Source organism: Pseudomonas sp. NY15356 (assembly GCF_048068175.1).
GTDB lineage: Bacteria > Pseudomonadota > Gammaproteobacteria > Pseudomonadales > Pseudomonadaceae > Aquipseudomonas > Aquipseudomonas putida_K.
Genome location: NZ_JBLUPW010000016.1, coordinates 1 through 13,886, shown reverse-complemented (window position 1 = coordinate 13,886; position 13,886 = coordinate 1). Strand labels below are relative to the sequence as shown.

The window sequence follows — 13,886 nt, the reverse complement described above, 5'->3', positions numbered from 1 at the left end:
GTCATGGCTCCCTCAAGCGTTGGCGCCACAGGATGCGCCGAAGTGGGGCGTTCGGCCCCGGCTGCAGGGCATAGACCGCCTCCAGCACGTGCCGCGCCTGCTGCTGGCGGCTGACGGCGGTCACCCGATACAGGCGCGCCCGGGCGCCGTCGGGCAGGTGCGCGACCAGGGTGCTTTCGCCCAGGTTCTGCAACAGGAAGAACCCTTGCTCAGCGGATTGCCAGCCAGGTTCCCCGCCCTGCACGTCATGGGCATCGGCAGGTGGCCGACAGCGCTGGCACGGCCCTGGTGGTGCCAGCAACAACCGCGCCCTGCCCTCCAGCAACACAGCTTCGGCCTGCTCCAGGGCCTGGGCACTGGCCCGTAACTGCCCGGCCATATAGGCCTGCACCAAGGCGTCGCGCAGGGCCGAGGCGGCCAGCAACCCGGCCAACAGGCTGAGCACCAGCCCCGTCAAAAGAGCGATGCCACGTTGACGCTTCATACGTCGGGCTCCCCGTTACGCAGGGCAACGCTCACCTCGTGCCGCAGCTCGACCTGGTGTTGCGGATCGAACAGCGTGAGCTGCAGATCGACCCGGCCACCTTGGTGGGTTGGCACCAGGACCACGCGCAGGTCACGCACCCGGTCGATCAAGGCTTGTGCCTGGCCCGCGCGCCCAAGCCTCAAGGTATCGCCATGCAATTGGTAGGTGACGCGCTGGATAGGAACCACCAGTGCCGCCCCGCTGCCCGGTAGGGGTCGATGCCTGACCTCTGCCCAGCTCAGGCAGTCCGTAAGCAACACCCAGTCAGGCTGCCGCCCGGTACCAGGCAACTGCTCACCGACCAACCCCAGGCTCTCGAGGCGTCCATTCCCGGACAGGGTGATCTGCAATGGCTGGGCGAACGCCTCGGCAGCGGCCTGGCTTTCAAAAACGATGGCATCCTGGCGCAGGCAGCCGAACATGCCGGCCATACGGATGTCCTGGGCCATCCGTTGCAGTGCTAGGCGGGCATCGTCCTGCAAGCGTACGGCGACAGACTGCACTTGCCAGGCGTGGTAGGCCGAGACGAACAGCTGACTCGCCGCCCCCAGCAACATCAACCCGATCGCCAGCGCCAGCAGGGCTTCGAGCAAACCGAAGCCGGCCTGGCAGCGGTTCATGGCCATGCCCTGGCCTGCAGGCTGGTTAATAACTGGCCTGCTTGATGGACCTCAACCACCAAGGCGTGGCCGGCCTCCGTTACGCGCCCTTGCGCCGAAGCCCCCAGGAGCTGGTCGAGCCGACCTTGCCAGGCGGCCCTCTCGCCAGGCGCCAAGGTGCCCGCGGCCCTACTCCGCTCCAACAACCCTTGCGCCAGGAACACTGCCTGGGTCTCGCGCCGCGCGTCATCAAGCGCCTGCAAACCACGCATTTGCTGGGCCGCCGCGGCAAACAAGCCAAGCGCCAGTACCACGATCGTCAACACCACTTCCAGCAGCGTCATGCCGCGCTCCTTCGCGTCCATTCATCCCTCCGGGAAATTTCCTGCCTCTTCACTTCGACCTGGCCGACTGGACGCTCCGCCCACCGGCCTTGAAGCTACAGCGAAGCACTTCCAGGGAGGAATGCACGGTGAAGCAACGTGGCGTAACACTGATACAAATGATGTGCGCGCTGGCATTGGCCAGCCTTCTGGCAAACGTAGGGCTACCGGCCTACAACCAGCTCAGTGACGACCTACACCGCGCCTCTGCAGCCCGGGACCTGGCACAGGCCCTGCGCAGCGCACGCAGCCACGCTTTGCTGCAGCAACAAACGGTGTTGGTTGAACCCTTGGAGGGTGATTGGGGCAAGGGATGGCGAACACGCTTGGCGCATAACAACCAATCGCTGCGCGAGCAACGCCTGGCGCGCAAGTTGAGTATCGCCAGCAACCTGGGCAAGGAAGTGAAGTTCAGTGGATTGGGCGTACCGCTGCGAGGCAACGGTGGGTTCCTGGGCGGAACACTGGAGATTTGCCGCCGCACGGCGCAGGCAAGTCGTTACTGGATAGTGCTGGCCCCCAGCGGCAGGGTCGACCTGCGCACCATGTCGAACGAGCCGTCACGGTGCGCAGGTGCCTGATCAGATCAGCGAGCGAACCCGCAGTTCCTTGGGCATGGAGAACGTGATGTTCTCTTCGCGGCCATCGAGCTCTTCGGCACCGGTGGCGCCCCAGGCGCGCAGCTGTTCGATGACACCACGCACCAGCACCTCGGGGGCCGAAGCGCCAGCGGTGATGCCGATGCGAGCGACGCCGTCGAACCAGCCTTGCTGCATGTCCTCGGCGCCGTCGATCAGGTAGGCCGGGGTGCCCATGCGCTCGGCCAGCTCACGCAGGCGGTTGGAGTTGGAGCTGTTGGGGCTGCCGACCACCAGAACCACGTCGCACTCACCGGCCAGTTGCTTGACCGCATCCTGGCGGTTCTGGGTGGCGTAGCAGATGTCATCCTTGCGCGGGCCGCCGATGTTCGGGAAGCGCTCGCGCAGGGCATCGATGACGCGGCTGGTATCGTCCATCGACAGCGTGGTCTGGGTGACGAAGGCCAGGTTCTGCGGGTCGCGGACCTCAAGCTTGGCGACGTCTTCCTCGTCTTCCACCAGGTAAATGGCGCCGCCATTGCTGGCGTCGTACTGGCCCATGGTGCCTTCGACTTCCGGGTGCCCGGCATGGCCGATGAGGATGCACTCCTTGCCGTCGCGGCTGTACTTGGCCACTTCGATGTGCACCTTGGTCACCAGCGGGCAGGTGGCGTCGAATACTTTCAGACCACGGCCTGCAGCTTCCTGGCGCACGGCCTGGGAAACGCCATGGGCGCTGAAGATGACGATGACGTCGTCCGGCACCTGGTCGAGCTCTTCGACGAAGATGGCGCCACGATTGCGCAGGTCCTCGACCACGAACTTGTTGTGCACCACTTCGTGGCGCACATAGATCGGCGGGCCGAAGACTTCCAGGGCGCGGTTGACGATCTCGATCGCCCGGTCCACCCCGGCGCAAAAGCCGCGAGGGTTGGCGAGTTTGATTTGCATGCTCGGCTCCAGGCTCACAGGGCCTTGACCTTGAGGATTTCCACCTCGAAGGTCAGGGTCTTGCCGGCCAGTGGGTGATTGAAGTCGATGGTCACCTGGGCGTCGTCGAATGCCTTGACCACACCGGGCAACTCGGCGTTGGCGGCGTCATTGAAGATCACCAGCAGGCCTTCGGACAATTCCATGTCGGTGAATTGCGAACGTGGCATGACCTGCACGTTCTGCGGGTTCGGCTGGCCGAAGGCGTTCTCCGGGGCGATGGTCAGGGTGCGCTTGTCACCAGCCTTGAAGCCGAACAGCGCATTCTCGAAACCTGGCAACAGGTTGCCGTCGCCGACCTTGAAGGTGGCCGGCGACTTGTCGAAGGTGCTGTCGACGGTGTCGCCGTTTTCCAGATGCAACGCGAAGTGCAGGGTAACTTCGGTGTTCTGGCCGATACGGGTCTCAGTCATGGACAGGTTCTCCGGACTTCTTGCTCTTGAACATATCCAGCGCCAGCATCACCGCACCGACGGTGATTGCGCTGTCGGCCAGGTTGAAGGCCGGGAAATACCAACGGTTCTGCCAGTGCACCAGGATGAAGTCGACCACGTGGCCCAGCACGATACGGTCGTACAAGTTGCCCAGCGCACCGCCAAGCACCAGCGCCAGGGCAACGGCCAACCAGGTCTCACCGCGCCCCAGGCGCTTGAGCCAGACCACCAGCACGGCGCTGACCACCAGAGCGATCAGGGCGAACAGCCAGCGCTGCCAGCCGGAGCTGTCGGCGAGGAAGCTGAACGCAGCGCCGGTGTTGTAGGCCAGGGTCCAGCTGAAGTAGTCGGGGATAACCACGATCTGCTGGTACAGGCTCAAGGCCCCTTCGAAGTAGACCTTGGTGGCCTGGTCCAGGACCAGTACCACCAGGCTCAGCCAGAGCCAGGCAAGGCGCCCGAAGCGCCCCGCTGCAAGGTTAGGCATAGTGGCGCACCTCACCGGTACCGCTGAGGTTGTCTACGCAGCGGCTGCAGATTTCCGGGTGCTCCGGATGGCTGCCGACGTCGGCACGGAAGTGCCAGCAACGGCCGCACTTGGCATGGCCGGATTTGACGACCTTCAGCTTGAGGCCTTCGACTTCGGTTGTCACGGCATCGGCCGGCGCCTGGACGAACGGCACCACACTGGCCGCCGAGGTGATCAGCACGAAGCGCAGCTCGTCACCCAGCTTGGCCAGGTCGGCGCTCAGGCCCTCTTCGGCGAACAGGGTGACTTCGGCCTGCAGGTTGCCACCGATGGCCTTGGCGGCGCGCTGGTTCTCCAGTTCCTTGTTGACCGCGGCCTTGACGGCCATGACGCGGTCCCAGTAGGCGCGATCCAGCTCGAAGCCCTCAGGCAGCTCGGACAGGCCCTGGTACCAGGTGTTGAGCATGACCGACTCGTTACGCTCGCCCGGCAGGTACTGCCAGATTTCGTCGGCGGTGAACGCCAGGATCGGCGCGATCCAGCGCACCAGCGCTTCACTGATGTGGTACAGCGCGGTCTGGCAGGAACGACGGGCGACGCTGTTGGCGCCGGTGGTGTACTGGCGGTCCTTGATGATGTCGAGGTAGAAGCCACCCAGCTCCTGGACACAGAAGTTGTGCACTTTGGAGTAGACGTTCCAGAAACGGTACTCGCTGTAGTGCTCCTCCAGCTCGCGCTGCAGCAGCAGGGTGCGATCGACGGCCCAGCGGTCCAGGGCCAGCATATCGTCGGCCGGCAGCAGGTCGCGGGCCGGGTCGAAGCCGGACAGGTTCGACAGCAGGAAGCGCGCGGTATTGCGGATACGACGGTAGGCGTCGGCGCTGCGCTGCAGGATCTGCTCGGAAACGGCCATTTCGCCGGAATAGTCGGTGGCCGAAACCCACAGACGCAGGATGTCGGCACCCAGGGTATCGTTGACCTTCTGCGGCTCGATGGTATTGCCCAGCGACTTGGACATCTTGCGGCCGCTCTCGTCCACGGTGAAGCCGTGGGTCAGCAGCTCGCGGTACGGCGCGTGATTGTCGATGGCACAACCGGTCAACAGGGAGGAGTGGAACCAGCCGCGATGCTGGTCAGAACCTTCCAGGTACAGGTCGGCGCGCGGGCCAGTGGCGTGGCCGATGTCGTGGGAGCCACGCAGCACGTGCCAGTGGGTGGTGCCGGAGTCGAACCACACGTCCAGAGTGTCGCTGATCTTGTCGTACTGGCCGGCTTCTTCACCGAGCAGTTCGGCGGCGTCGAGCTTGAACCAGGCCTCGATGCCTTCCTTCTCGACACGCTTGGCGACTTCTTCCATCAGCTCGACGGTGCGCGGGTGCAGCTCGCCGGTCTGCTTGTCGAGGAAGAACGGAATCGGCACACCCCAGTTACGCTGGCGCGAGATGCACCAGTCGGGGCGGTTGGCGATCATCGCGTGCAGGCGCGCCTGGCCCCAGGACGGGACGAACTTGGTCTGTTCGATGGCCTTGAGGGCACGCTCGCGCAGCGGCTCGCCGGTGTTGGGCTGCTTGTCCATGCCGACGAACCACTGGGCTGTGGCGCGGTAGATCAGCGGGGTCTTGTGGCGCCAGCAGTGCATGTAGCTGTGGCTGATGGTCTCGGTGTGCATCAGCGCACCGACTTCGCTGAGCTTGTCGACGATGGCCGGGTTGGCCTTCCAGATGAACTGGCCGCCGAAGAACGGCAGCGAATCGACATACACGCCGTTGCTCTGCACCGGGGTGAGGATGTCGTCGTTGACCATGCCGTAGCGCTTGCAGGTGACGAAGTCGTCTTCACCATAGGCGGGCGAGGAATGGACAACGCCGGTACCGGCGCCCAGCTCGACGTAGTCGGCCAGGTAGATGGGCGACAGGCGGTCGTAGAACGGGTGGCGGAAGTTGATCAGCTCCAGCGCGGAGCCCGGGGCGGTGGCCAGCACCGAGCCTTCCAGGTTGTAGCGCTTGAGGCACGACTCGACCAGCTCTTCAGCCAGTACCAGCAGGCGCTCGCCGGTGTCGACCAGTGCATAGCTGAACTCCGGGTGGATGTTCAGCGCCTGGTTGGCCGGGATGGTCCAAGGGGTGGTGGTCCAGATCACGATGGCGGCGGGCTTGGCCAGCGAGGCCAGGCCGAAGGCCGCGGCCAGCTTGGCCTCGTCGGCGACCGGGAAAGCCACGTCGATGGTCTGGGACTTCTTGTCGGCGTACTCGACCTCGGCCTCGGCCAGGGCCGAACCGCAATCGAAGCACCAGTTCACGGGCTTGAGGCCCTTGAACACGAAGCCTTGCTTGACCATTTCGGCCAGGGCGCGGATTTCACCGGCCTCGTTGGCGAAGTCCATGGTCTTGTAGGGATTGTTCCAATCACCCAACACGCCCAGGCGGATGAACTCGGTCTTCTGCCCTTCGATCTGCTCGGCGGCATATTCGCGGCACAGCTCGCGGGTGCGGTCGGCAGTCAGGTGCTTGCCGTGGGTGACCTCGACCTTGTGCTCGATCGGCAGGCCGTGGCAGTCCCAGCCCGGTACATAGGGCGCGTCGAAGCCCGACAGGGTCTTGGAGCGGACGATCATGTCCTTGAGGATCTTGTTCAGCGCATGACCGATGTGGATCTTGCCGTTGGCGTAGGGCGGGCCGTCGTGCAGGACGAACTTCGGACGATCCTTGCCAATTTCGCGCAGCTTCTGGTACAGGCCAATGCTGTCCCAGCGCTGCAGGATCTGCGGTTCGCGCTGAGGCAGGCCGGCCTTCATCGGGAAGGCGGTGTCCGGAAGGTTTAGCGTGGCTTTGTAGTCGGTCATTTCAGGCTCTTCGTTAGCGGTTGAGCGTGCCAGTGGGCACGTGCGGCGGCGATGTCCGCGTCGATCGCCGACTTCAGCGCCTCCAGGGAGGCGAAACGCTGCTCCTCGCGCAGCTTGTGGTGGAATTCCACCGTCAGGCGCCGGCCATAGAGATCGCCGGCATAGTCCAGTAGATGAATCTCGAGGTGCGGCCGGCCGTCGCCAGCGACGGTGGGGCGCACCCCGATGTTGCCGACACCCGGCCAGGCCTTGCCGTCGATCTCGATGCTGGCCAGGTAGACCCCGGACAGCGGCACGCGGCGGCGCTTGAGCTGGATGTTGGCAGTCGGCGTGCCGAGCTGGCGGGCCAGCTTCTGCCCGTGCAGCACACGCCCGGTAATACGGTATGGGCGGCCCAGCAGGTGCTCGGCCAGCTCGAAGTCGCCATCGGCCAGCGCCTTGCGCACTTCGGTGCTGCTGACGCGCAGGCCGTCCTGAATCACAGTGTTGGCGGCCTCGACGGAGAAACCGTAGTGCTTGCCGGCCTCGACCAGGAAGGCAAAGTCGCCCGCGCGGTCACAGCCGAAACGGAAGTCATCCCCTACCTCGAGGTGGCGCACGCCCAGGCCATCGACCAGGATCGCCTTGACGAACTCGTCGGCACTGAGCGTGCTCAGGCGCTGGTTGAAGGCCAGGCACAGGACCCGGTCGATGCCTTCGGCGGCCAGCAGCTCGACCTTGTCGCGCAGGCGCGCCAGGCGTGCCGGTGCAGTGTCGGGGGCGAAGTATTCGCGCGGCTGCGGCTCGAAGATCACCACGCAAGTCGGCAGGCCAAGTGCCTGCCCACGCTCACGCAGGCGCGCCAGGATTGCCTGGTGGCCACGGTGAACCCCGTCGAAGTTGCCAATAGTGGCGACACAGCCCCGGTGCTCGGGGCGCAGGTTGTGAAGACCTCGAACCAGCTGCATAACGCGCTTCTTGCTCATAAAGTGGCCGATTATAACCACACCCGGGCGCCGGTGACAGGCAGCAGCGCCACAGGGCGGCGTTGAATACGAAAAACCGACGCCTGACCCGCCATCGGCCTCAATGCAAGGCCTTGCGAGCGAAATGCCGGGGCCGGAAACCGCACAGGTACAGGCAACCGAAGTAGGTCACCACACCCGCCAGGATCAACGCCCCCAGGCGCAAGAACCGCTCAGGCATGCCCCCCTGCTCCCAGGCCGGCAGGTAATGCATGCCGGCCAACAGCACGCCGGACATCAAGGCAACCGCCAGCAGCAGCTTGAGCAGGAACATCGTCCAGCCCGGCTGCGGCTGGAACAGCTGCTGGCTGCGCAGCTTCCAGTACAACAGGCCGGCATTGAGGCAGGCGCCGAGGCTGATGGCCAAGGCAAGCCCGGCATGCTGCAGCGGCCCGATGAGCGCCAGGTTGAGCAACTGCGTGCAGACCAGGGTGAAGATCGCGATCTTCACGGGCGTGCGGATATTCTGCTGCGCATAGAAGCCCGGTGCCAGTACCTTGACCAGGATGATCGCCAGCAGGCCGACGGAATAGGCGATCAGCGCTCGCTGGGTCATGGCCGCATCGAACGCAGTGAACTTGCCGTACTGGAACAACGCCACGGTCAGCGGTTCGGCGAGGATCGCCAGGGCCAGGGTGCAAGGCAATACGAGCAGGAAGCACAGGCGCAGGCCCCAGTCGAGGATCCGCGAATACTCGTGGCGATCACGGTTGGCGTAAGTCTTGGCCAGGGTTGGCAGCAGGATGGTGCCCAGGGCCACGCCCAGCACGCCCGAGGGCAGCTCCATGAGACGGTCGGCGTAGTACATCCACGAGACCGAACCTGCTACCAGGAACGACGCGAAGATGGTGTTGATGATCAGCGAGATCTGGCTGACGGACACACCGAGGATCGCCGGCAGCATCTGTTTGAGCACCCGCCAGACGCCGGTGTCGCGCAGGCTCACGCGCGGCAGCACGAGCATGCCTATCTTCTTCAGCGCCGGCAGTTGGTACAGCAGCTGCGCCAGGCCCCCGGCCAGCACGCCCCAGGCCAGGGCCATGATCGGCGGGTCGAAGTAAGGTGTGAGCAGCACGGCAAAGGCGATCATCGCCACGTTCAGCAGGGTCGGTGTGAACGCGGGGACGGAAAAGCGGTTCCAGGTATTGAGGATCGCGCCTACCAGCGAAGACAACGAAATCAGCAATATATAAGGAAAGGTCACCCGCAGCAGGGCCGTGGTCAGCTCGTAGCGCTCGGCACTGTCGACGAAACCGGGGGCCGTCACCCAGACGATCCAGGGCGCGGCGAGGATGCCCAAGGCCGTGACCACGGCCAGGACCAGGGTCAGCAGGCCGCTGATGTAGGCGATGAAGGTTCGGGTGGCCTCCTCGCCCTGCTGGGTCTTGTACTCAGCCAGGATCGGTACGAACGCCTGGGAGAAGGCCCCTTCGGCGAAGATGCGCCGCAGCAGGTTGGGCAGCTTGAAGGCGATGAAGAAGGCATCGGTGGCGATGCCGGCGCCGAATACACGGGCCAGGATGGTATCGCGTATGAACCCGAGCACCCGGGAAATCATGGTGATGGAGCTGACGGCGGCCAGGGATTTGAGCAGGTTCATGGAAAAAATTCGCGCCTGAGACGGAGGGCGCTGCCAGAAAGCGCCCGAATATGCGATACTTCCGCGCCTTTTGACGGGGAAGCCAAAACTCCCGAGTTTACAGGTCGCTGCGCAGAAAGAAATCCTTCCTTCTCGCTTGCGCACCGCTCGGCGGATCCCTCAAGGTGGCCTTGACAACCGTTCGACTGATCGGCATGATTCGCGGCCTATTTTGTTTGCTATTTACCTAAAGTCTTTCGAGGAGCTCGACGGTGGCCAACACACCTTCCGCCAAGAAACGTGCAAAACAGGCTGAGAAGCGTCGCAGCCACAACGCCAGCCTGCGTTCCATGGTCCGCACCTACATCAAGAATGTAGTCAAGGCCATCGACGCAAAAGACGCCGAAAAAGCGCAAGCCGCCTACATCCTGGCTGTGCCTGTAATCGACCGTATGGCCGACAAGGGCATCATCCACAAGAACAAGGCTGCTCGCCACAAAGGCCGTCTGAATGGCCACATCAAGGCACTGAAAGAAGCTGCAGCTGCCTAAGCGACGCGCTTGTCGAAAAACCGACCCTAGGGTCGGTTTTTTATTGCCTGCGATTTGGGGCGCATTCACGCCCGCTCCTACACAGGAAAAGCCGTCCAGTAAAAAGGGCCGCATAGCGGCCCTCTACGCTTACTTGCCGACCTGGATCTTCGGCGCCCATTTCAGCCACTCATCCTCGGGCTTGTCGAACAAGGCGAAGGTCTGCTGCGGCCGGGCCGGGTTGCCCATCTGCTCGCCTTCCGGCGTGGCGAAGGCGATACCGCCATCGATCAACGTCTCCAGCGACTCGGTACGCACCGTGGCACCCTTGAACAGGCCCCAGTCGAAGCCGAAGCCACTGCTGTTCCAGAAACGGCTGCCGCCGCGCACCAGGGCCGCATAACGAGGCTCAATGAGGATGTGGATCAGCACACGGTCTGCCGTTTGCCCCAACTCGAAGCCAGTGACCTTGCCGACTGTGACCTCGCGATAGGTCACCGGTACGCCTGGCTTGATCGAACCACGCCGGGGCGCACTGAGGGTCAGCGGCAGCCCGACCACCGGGCCGGCCACCTCGGGGGCTTCGGGCAAGGCGATGAAGTCATGCTGGGGCCCCTTGTCCTTGATGGCTGGCAAGACTTCCAGATATTGCCCTCCCACCAGGGTGTCGAGGTTTTCGGTACGTACCAGGCCGAAGGCAGGCTTGACCACCCAGAACTGGGTGCCGGCACGGGCGATGCGCGCCTGCGCCTGGGTGATGCGCGCCCGCAGCAGCACGGCCTGCAGGTCAGCGGTCAGGTCGACACTCTCGACGCTGCCCACATCCAGGCCGCGGAAGCGAATCGCCGTACCCGGCTTGAGGCCATCGGCGCGATCGACGCGAATGGTGATCAGGGTACCGGCACGGTCGGCGGCTTCCTGGTTCTCGTGAAGGCGGAAACGTGGAATGTGGCGCTTGAGGGGCACATCCGGCTTCGGCGTGTCGAAGGCAATACCACCGGCCATAAGCGTCTGCAACGACTCACTCTTGACCTTGATCCCTGACAGGTCACCAGAGAGGGTGATGCCGCTGGCGTTCCAGAACCGTGACGAGCCGTTGACCAGATTGGCGTATTCCTTCTCGATATGCACGCCGATCAGGATCCGCTTGCTGTTGCGGGCGAACTGGTAGCTCTGCACGCTACCGACCTTGACCTGGCGATACATCACCGGGCTGCCGACTTCGAGCGAGCCGAGGTTTTCGGCGAACAACACCATGTGCAGGCCCGGCGCCTTGAGGTCCAGCGGCGGTGCCTTGGCACGCGCCTCGAACTCACGCAGGGGCTTGGCGCCCTTCTCGCCCGGGCGGATGGCAATGTAGTTACCTTTGACCAGGGCTTCCAGGCCAGTGATACCCGCCAGCGAAATGGACGGTTTGACCACCCAGAACTGCGTGCCTTCGACGAGGTAGTCTTCGGCCAGCGGGTCCAGGGTCAACTCGGCCGTGGCGCTGCTCAGATCATCGGCGATCTTCATGGTCTTGAGCGAGCCGACCTGAATACCTTTGTACATGACCGGCGTACGACCGGCCTGCAGCCCCTCGTAGTCCGCCAGCTTGACCTTGATCCGAATGCCGGCCTGGGCCGCGTCGAAGTCTTCGTACAGGCGGAACGGCAGGGTCGGATCGGTCGGCGGGCTGTCCTGGCGGTGCTCGGGGGTCGCGAAGGCGATGCCACCGGCCACGATGCTGGCCAGGGACTCGCTGCGCAGCTTCACGCCCGACAGGTCGGCATCGATGCTGATGCCGCTGGCATTCCAGAAACGCGTGTGCTTGCGCACCAGGTTGGCGTAGGCAGGTTCGATGAAGATTTTGATCTCAACGGTATCCTGGTCTTCGGAGAGGCGGTAGCTCTTCACCCGGCCGACTTTGATCTGCTTGTAGAAGACAGGACTGTCGCGGTTGAGCGACCCCAGGCGATCCGCCTTGAGGGTCAGGTGCAGGCCCGGCTCGGTGTCAGACAGCGGTGGCGCCTCCGACAAGGCCGTGAAGCGCTTGGTCTTCTCACCCTCACCAGGGCTGACGGCGATGTAGTTGCCGGATACCAGGGTTTCCAGACCGGAGATGCCCGCCAGGCTGACGCTGGGCTTGACCAGCCAGAAGCGCGTACCAGTGGTCAGGTGCGGCTCGGCGGCCTTGTTCATTTCGATGGTGGCGATGACACCGGTGTTACTGCCCTCCGCATCGAGCACCAAGGTCTTCACCTTGCCGACCGACATGCCTTTGTAGATGACTTCGGTCTTGTTGGCGACGATGCCTTCACCGGACAGGAAACGCACCTGGATATCCACCCCCGAATCACGATAGGCCTGCCAGGCCAGCCAACCGCCGATCATCAATGCGATCAGCGGCAGGATCCAGATGGCCGACCAGTTCGAGGCTGGTCGGGTTTTAGCCGTAGGCATGTCACTCATGGTCGTCATCCGACTCCGTGTTATCCCAGATCAGTCGGGGATCGAAAGTTAAAGCAGCGAGCATCGTCAAGATCACCACAGAGGCGAAAGCGACGGCGCCCAGGTTGGCTTCGACGCTGGCGATGCGGCCGAAATTCACCACTGCCACCAGGATGGCAATGACGAAAATATCCAGCATGGACCAGCGCCCGATGAATTCGATGAAGCGGTACATCAATATCCTCTGCCGGGCCGACAGGGGCTGGTGCCGCTGCACCGAATAAAGCAGCAGCCCGATACCGACCAACTTGAACGTCGGCACCAGGATACTGGCGATGAACACTACGGCAGCAATGGGCAGCATGCCGTGCTTGAGCAGGGTGATGACGCCGGACATGATTGTGTCCGGGCTGCCCTGCCCCAACGCACTCACCGTCATGATCGGCAAGACGTTGGCAGGGATGTAGAGAATGGTCGCCGTAATGAGCAACGCCCACGTACGCACGATGCTGTTAGGCCGACGCGCATGCACGATCGCCCCGCAGCGGGTGCAGGTCTGCGAATCACTACCAGGTTCCTGGCGGTTGAGTTCATGGCATTCATTGCAGACCAGGATGCCTGCATCAAGCGCTCGCATGCTCATCCTCCCCCGACAGTGCACTCCAGATCTGGTGTGGCGACATCACGACTTCCAGCCACACCTGAACCAGCAACAGGCTGATGAAACAGAACAGGCCAAGCCCTATGGTTAGTTCAGCCAGGTCGACCAGTTTGACGATCGCAACCAGAACCCCCATGAAATACACCTCGAGCATGCCCCAATCACGCAGGTGGTGATAGACACGATAGAAGAGCAGGCCATGGCTGCGCCCGATATCCAGGCGGATGCTCAGCAATACCAGCAACTGGCAGAGCAGCTTGAGCAACGGAATCGCCATGCTGCACAGGAACACCACCACGGAAACACCACGCATTTGCGAGTTGTACAGGCCCAGCACACCGCTCCAGACAGTGTCGTCGGAGGTCTGGCCAAGCAGGTGCAGCTGCATGATGGGCAGGAAGTTGGCGGGCACATAAAGCAACAGTGCAGTGATCACCAGGGCCAGGCTGCGGTTGACCACGTTATGGCGGTGAGCATAGAGCTCGTAACCGCACCGGGGGCAATGCGCCTTTTCGTCATTCTGCAACGTTGGCTTGCGCATCAGCAGGTCGCACTCATGGCAGGCAACGAGCTTTTCCAGCGGCAACTGAGCCAGCGCTTCGGAGTCGGGGGGGTTGGGCATATCAGACGTCTGAATGGAGGAATGGGCTCTATTCTAGTGTTCTGACTCGAATTGTGGGAGATAGCCATAACGGTAACCCACCTTATGTAGGCGCAGCCCTTATACCGCTCCCACAGCTCCGGTGACCGGAAAGACAAAACCCCTACCTGCTCGCGCAGATAGGGGTTTTGCGAAATGAATCTTGACGATGACCTACTCTCACATGGGGAAGCCCCACACTACCATCGGCGATGCATCGT

At 63.3% G+C, this 13,886-nt stretch carries 14 protein-coding genes; 2 read left to right on the top strand and 12 right to left on the bottom strand.

Annotated elements, in window-relative coordinates; translation table 11 throughout:
- Window position 1: 1 nt before the first annotated feature.
- The 3 genes from ACNFCI_RS14265 to ACNFCI_RS14255 are packed head-to-tail and all read right to left on the bottom strand — an operon-like array spanning window position 2 to window position 1,490.
- On the bottom strand, window positions 2-484 hold the full coding sequence (locus ACNFCI_RS14265) for a hypothetical protein (RefSeq protein WP_084857019.1): 483 nt from the start codon (window positions 482-484) through the stop codon (window positions 2-4).
- Window positions 481-1,146, bottom strand: a complete 666-nt coding sequence (locus ACNFCI_RS14260) for a PilW family protein (protein WP_368829386.1) — start codon at window positions 1,144-1,146, stop codon at window positions 481-483. The genes ACNFCI_RS14265 and ACNFCI_RS14260 overlap by 4 nt, the downstream gene beginning before the upstream one ends.
- Complete coding sequence (locus ACNFCI_RS14255; protein ID WP_416768023.1) at window positions 1,143-1,490, bottom strand: type IV pilus modification PilV family protein; 348 nt, start codon at window positions 1,488-1,490, stop codon at window positions 1,143-1,145. The genes ACNFCI_RS14260 and ACNFCI_RS14255 overlap by 4 nt, the downstream gene beginning before the upstream one ends.
- 107 nt (window positions 1,491-1,597) lie before the next feature.
- Between ACNFCI_RS14255 and ACNFCI_RS14250 the strand changes: the two genes are divergently transcribed.
- On the top strand, window positions 1,598-2,089 hold the full coding sequence (locus ACNFCI_RS14250) for a GspH/FimT family pseudopilin (RefSeq protein ID WP_368829387.1): 492 nt from the start codon (window positions 1,598-1,600) through the stop codon (window positions 2,087-2,089).
- Here ACNFCI_RS14250 and ispH read toward each other — a convergent pair whose 3' ends face one another.
- The 6 genes from ispH to murJ all read right to left on the bottom strand — a co-directional run bounded on the left by ispH (window position 2,090) and on the right by murJ (window position 9,425).
- Entirely contained in the window at window positions 2,090-3,037 is a 948-nt protein-coding gene (gene ispH / locus ACNFCI_RS14245) for a 4-hydroxy-3-methylbut-2-enyl diphosphate reductase (protein WP_084857016.1), read from the bottom strand.
- 14 nt (window positions 3,038-3,051) lie between these two features.
- Window positions 3,052-3,489 (bottom strand): FKBP-type peptidyl-prolyl cis-trans isomerase, encoded by a 438-nt coding sequence (gene fkpB / locus ACNFCI_RS14240; RefSeq protein ID WP_084857014.1) that lies wholly within the window; start codon window positions 3,487-3,489, stop codon window positions 3,052-3,054.
- Window positions 3,482-3,997, bottom strand: coding sequence for a signal peptidase II (lspA, locus tag ACNFCI_RS14235; protein WP_084857012.1), 516 nt, complete (start codon window positions 3,995-3,997; stop codon window positions 3,482-3,484). The genes fkpB and lspA overlap by 8 nt, the downstream gene beginning before the upstream one ends.
- Window positions 3,990-6,821: an isoleucine--tRNA ligase gene (ileS, locus tag ACNFCI_RS14230; protein WP_084857011.1), complete on the bottom strand. Its 2,832-nt coding sequence runs from the start codon at window positions 6,819-6,821 to the stop codon at window positions 3,990-3,992. The genes lspA and ileS overlap by 8 nt, the downstream gene beginning before the upstream one ends.
- Complete coding sequence (gene ribF, locus ACNFCI_RS14225) at window positions 6,818-7,768, bottom strand: bifunctional riboflavin kinase/FAD synthetase (protein WP_368829388.1); 951 nt, start codon at window positions 7,766-7,768, stop codon at window positions 6,818-6,820. Before ribF ends, ileS begins: the two co-directional genes overlap by 4 nt.
- 118 nt (window positions 7,769-7,886) lie before the next feature.
- On the bottom strand, window positions 7,887-9,425 hold the full coding sequence (gene murJ, locus ACNFCI_RS14220; protein WP_324818729.1) for a murein biosynthesis integral membrane protein MurJ: 1,539 nt from the start codon (window positions 9,423-9,425) through the stop codon (window positions 7,887-7,889).
- Window positions 9,426-9,676: 251 nt separating this feature from the next.
- On the opposite strand from murJ, the gene rpsT reads away from it, so the two are divergent.
- The gene (rpsT, locus tag ACNFCI_RS14215) at window positions 9,677-9,955 is read left to right on the top strand and encodes a 30S ribosomal protein S20 (protein ID WP_023382471.1); all 279 of its coding nucleotides are present in this window, start codon (window positions 9,677-9,679) and stop codon (window positions 9,953-9,955) included.
- Window positions 9,956-10,084: 129 nt separating this feature from the next.
- Here rpsT and ACNFCI_RS14210 read toward each other — a convergent pair whose 3' ends face one another.
- From ACNFCI_RS14210 to ACNFCI_RS14200, 3 genes are read right to left on the bottom strand one after another with little or no spacing between them, the layout of a single operon-like run.
- Window positions 10,085-12,385, bottom strand: coding sequence for a PqiB family protein (locus tag ACNFCI_RS14210; protein WP_084857006.1), 2,301 nt, complete (start codon window positions 12,383-12,385; stop codon window positions 10,085-10,087).
- Window positions 12,378-13,001, bottom strand: a complete 624-nt coding sequence (locus ACNFCI_RS14205; protein ID WP_324818724.1) for a paraquat-inducible protein A — start codon at window positions 12,999-13,001, stop codon at window positions 12,378-12,380. Before ACNFCI_RS14205 ends, ACNFCI_RS14210 begins: the two co-directional genes overlap by 8 nt.
- On the bottom strand, window positions 12,988-13,647 hold the full coding sequence (locus ACNFCI_RS14200) for a paraquat-inducible protein A (RefSeq protein WP_368829389.1): 660 nt from the start codon (window positions 13,645-13,647) through the stop codon (window positions 12,988-12,990). Before ACNFCI_RS14200 ends, ACNFCI_RS14205 begins: the two co-directional genes overlap by 14 nt.
- Window positions 13,648-13,886 lie beyond the last annotated feature (239 nt).